The organism is Pseudomonas sp. (genome assembly GCF_050739995.1).
Classification (GTDB): domain Bacteria; phylum Pseudomonadota; class Gammaproteobacteria; order Pseudomonadales; family Pseudomonadaceae; genus Aquipseudomonas.
In genome coordinates this window covers 1-3,575 of record NZ_JBOICG010000421.1, presented here as the reverse complement: position 1 = coordinate 3,575, position 3,575 = coordinate 1, and the positions used below count along the sequence as shown (strand labels likewise).

Genomic DNA, 3,575 nt, shown 5'->3' with positions numbered 1-3,575 from the left:
GGGTAGCCTGTTGAACAAACAGGGCCTGGAAATCGACGAAGCCCCGGTCACCGCCGAGCAACTGGGCGGCATGCTGCTGCGTATCAAGGACAACACCATCTCCGGCAAGATTGCCAAGACCGTGTTTGAAGCCATGGCCGCAGGCGAAGGCAGCGCCGACGAGATCATCGAGAAGCGCGGCCTCAAGCAAGTCACCGACAGCGGCGCTATTTCGGCCGTTCTCGATGAAATGCTCGCGGCCAACGCCGAGCAGGTCGAGCAGTACCGTGCGGCGGACGAAGCCAAGCGCGGCAAAATGTTCGGCTTCTTTGTCGGCCAGGCGATGAAAGCGTCCAAAGGCAAGGCCAACCCGCAACAGGTGAACGAACTGCTCAAGAGCAAGCTCGAAGGCTGATAGCGGTGAAGAGACCGAGTGAGCTCGGTCTACTGTGGGAGGGGGCTTGCCCCCGATGAGGGTGTGTCAGTCAGCAATTTTATTGACTGACTCATCGCTATCGGGGGCAAGCCCCCTCCCACATTTGATAGGGGGATAACCTGGAAATGAAGCGTCTATTAGGCCTCCTGGCCCTGTTCTCCCTGTTGGCCGGTTGCGCCAGCGGCCTCATCGACCCCAACGGCTACGACGAAACCGGCACCGCCTCCTATTACGGCGCCAAACACCACGGCAAAAAGACCGCCAGCGGTGAACCTTTCAACCAGAACGCCTTGACCGCCGCCCATCGGCGCTTGCCCTTCGGCACCCAGGTCAAGGTCACCAACCTCGCCAACAACAAATCCGTGGTGGTTCGCATCAATGACCGCGGCCCGCATACCCGTGGACGCCTGATCGATCTTTCACGCAAGGCGGCTGAGCAACTGGGTATGCTCGGTAGCGGCACCGCACGGGTTCGCGTGCAAGCCATGCGCAACTGATCGAGGCCGCCTTGAGTATTTTCGGATTGAACGCCCTCTCGCCCTGGAGCCTGGCCGAACTGATCAGCGGCCTACTGCTGCTGATCATCGGCGCGGAAATCCTGGTGCGCGCGGCAGTACGCCTGGCCGCCAGCCTCAAGGTGCGGCCACTGATCATTGGCTTGAGTATCGTCGCCTTCGGCAGCAGCGCGCCGCAGATGACCGTCAGCCTTCAAGCCACCCTGGCCGGCAATACCGATATTGCCGTGGGCAGTGTGATCGGCAGCAGTATCTTCAACATCCTTGTGACCCTGGGTTTGTCTGCGCTGATCATCCCATTGCGGGTATCGCGGCAACTGGTGCGCCTGGACATTCCGGTGATGATCCTCGCAGGGGGGCTGGTATTTGCCCTGGCGGCCAATGAAACACTGACGCCGTTCGATGGCCTGCTGTTGCTCACAGCTTTGGTCGGCTACCTGGGCCTTTTGCATTACCAGACCCGCCACTCGCGCCGCCCGCGCACGTTGGACACCGTGGCCAAGGCGCCTTGGTTGAGCAGCGTATTGCTGATGGTGGGTGGGTTCCTGGTGCTGGTGCTGGCCGGACATCTGCTGTTGGGTGCGGCGGTGGATGTCGCGGGAGACCTGGGCCTGTCAGAACGCATCATCGGCCTCACGCTGATCGGCGTCGGCACCTCACTGCCCTGCCTCGCCACCTCGCTGATTGCAGCGCTGCGCGGCGAGCGGGAAATCGCCGTGGGTAACGTGATTGGCAGCAACTTATTCAACCTGCTGGGGGTGCTGGGCTTTACCGCGATGGTGGCGCCGTCGCCACTGTCGGTGTCACCCAACGCCCTGGACTTCGACCTGCCGGTGATGCTCGGCGCGATCACGCTGTGCTTGCCGGTGTTCTACACCGGCTATCGCGTCACTCGTGCCGAAGGCCTCGTATTGCTGGGACTGTATCTGGCGTACGGCCTGCATGTGATTGCGTTCACCACCGGCATGCCCCTGGCCAACAAGCTTGAACAGTTGATGCTGTATTACGTCCTGCCGACGCTGGTGATGTTGCTGTTATTCACATCGCTACGGGCCTGGCGCCGCCAACACAAGAGGGAATCGCAATGACCGATCAGAAAAAGCCCGGGGTTGAAATGCGTCGCCAGGTGATGGGCGACGTGTTCGTCGACCGCGCCCTGGGCAACGCTACCGAATTCACCCAGCCGTTGCAGGACTTCGTCAACGAACACGCCTGGGGCAGCGTGTGGAATCGTAAAGGTTTACCGCTGAAGACTCGCAGCCTGATCACCCTCGCCGCGCTGACCGCGCTCAAGTGCCCGCAGGAACTCAAAGGCCATGTGCGGGGTGCACTGAATAATGGCTGCACGATGGAGGAGATTCGCGAAGCTCTGCTGCATTGCGCGGTGTATGCCGGGGTACCGGCGGCGATCGATGCGTTTCGGGCGGCGCAAGAAGTCATTGAGGCGTATCAGGCCGATCAGCAGTGACGGTCAGATAGCATTCGCGGGCATGCCCACTCCCACATTTTGATGTGCGATTACATTCAAAGGTGGGAAGGGGCTTGCCTCCGATTGGCCCTCACAAACACCTGAGAACTCAGATCCAGCCACCCGCCTGCAACACAAAGATCCCGATATTCGTGGTCACCGCCGCCATCAAGGTGGTGATCACGATAATCGCTGCCGCCAGTTCATGATTACCCTCGGCCGCCCTGGCCATCACGAAACTGGCGGCTGCCGTGGGCGCACCAAAGTACAGAAACAGAATCCCCAATTCCGGCCCGCGAAAGCCCAGCAGCCAGGCACCGAGCGTCGCCAGGACCGGCAGGCCGATCATTTTCACCAGGCTGGCACTCAGGGCGATGTTCCCGCTTTTGCGCAACGCCGCCAGCGACAGGGTGCCGCCGATACAGATCAACGCCAGCGGCAAGGTCATGTCCGCCAGGTACCGACCGGATGACTCCAACCAACCCGGCAGGCCGATCTTGAAAATCGCGAACGGCGCAGCCGCAATCACACTGATGATCAGCGGGTTGGCCACCACACTTTTGAAGATGCTCCACGGGTCGGATTTGATCACCGGGCTGTACACCGCGAGCACAATGGTCGAGAGCGTGTTGTAGAACAGGATCACCAGGGCCGCGAGGATCGCGCCGAGGGAAATGCCGTAGTCGCCGTACATGCTGGCGGCCAGCGCCAGGCCGATCACGCCGTTATTGCCACGAAACGCGCCCTGGGCGTAGATGCCCCGGTCCTCACGCGGGCAACGAATAATCGCCCAGCCCCAGGCCAAGGCAAAACTGAGCAAAGTGGCCACGGCAAAGTAGATCAGCAAACCCGGCTTGAGCGCCGAGTGCAGGTCCGCATGCAGGATGCCCAGGAACAGCAGTGCTGGCATGGTGACGTTGAACACCAGGGACGAAGCGGTGTGGATAAAGTTGTCGTTGATCCAGTTGATGCGCTTGAGCAGCACACCCAATAGCAACATGGCAAACACCGGCGCGGTGATGGTCAGGGTGGTGAGGAAAATTGCCAGCATGCCGGGGAGAGCCTTGGTGGGTGTCGTCAGGTGGCTAATGATAAGCCATGCAGACGGTGGCGTCTGGTAGGCCGTCTTCGCGAGCAAGCCCGCTCCCACACTCGACCGCATTCCAAAGGTAGAACT

Annotated in this window: 4 protein-coding genes and 1 pseudogene; 4 read left to right on the top strand and 1 reads right to left on the bottom strand. The window is 60.9% G+C overall.

The features are described 5' to 3' along the window. The 4 genes and pseudogenes from gatB to ACRESD_RS13970 form a co-directional block, all read left to right on the top strand. A pseudogene (gatB, locus tag ACRESD_RS13985) lies at positions 1-394 on the top strand (Asp-tRNA(Asn)/Glu-tRNA(Gln) amidotransferase subunit GatB); the annotation flags it as partial. Positions 395-540: 146 nt separating this feature from the next. Beyond that, a complete protein-coding gene (locus ACRESD_RS13980; protein WP_431751444.1) occupies positions 541-912 on the top strand; it encodes a septal ring lytic transglycosylase RlpA family protein in 372 nt (123 codons plus the stop codon). Positions 913-938: 26 nt separating this feature from the next. After that, positions 939-2,018, top strand: coding sequence for a calcium/sodium antiporter (locus ACRESD_RS13975; RefSeq protein WP_431751445.1), 1,080 nt, complete (start codon positions 939-941; stop codon positions 2,016-2,018). Further along, positions 2,015-2,398, top strand: a complete 384-nt coding sequence (locus ACRESD_RS13970; RefSeq protein WP_431751443.1) for a carboxymuconolactone decarboxylase family protein — start codon at positions 2,015-2,017, stop codon at positions 2,396-2,398. The genes ACRESD_RS13975 and ACRESD_RS13970 overlap by 4 nt, the downstream gene beginning before the upstream one ends. Positions 2,399-2,507: 109 nt before the next feature. Here ACRESD_RS13970 and ACRESD_RS13965 read toward each other — a convergent pair whose 3' ends face one another. Continuing rightward, on the bottom strand, positions 2,508-3,449 hold the full coding sequence (locus tag ACRESD_RS13965; protein WP_431751442.1) for an AEC family transporter: 942 nt from the start codon (positions 3,447-3,449) through the stop codon (positions 2,508-2,510). Between the last annotated feature and the right edge of the window lie 126 nt (positions 3,450-3,575).

Bases quoted from the DNA above. Each gene is read 5' to 3' on its own strand.
- ACRESD_RS13980 (WP_431751444.1), top strand. From the start codon at position 541: ATGAAGCGTCTATTAGGCCTCCTGGCCCTGTTCTCCCTGTTGGCCGGT.
- ACRESD_RS13970 (WP_431751443.1), top strand. From the start codon at position 2,015: ATGACCGATCAGAAAAAGCCCGGGGTTGAAATGCGTCGCCAGGTGATG.
- ACRESD_RS13965 (WP_431751442.1), bottom strand. From the start codon at position 3,449: ATGCTGGCAATTTTCCTCACCACCCTGACCATCACCGCGCCGGTGTTT.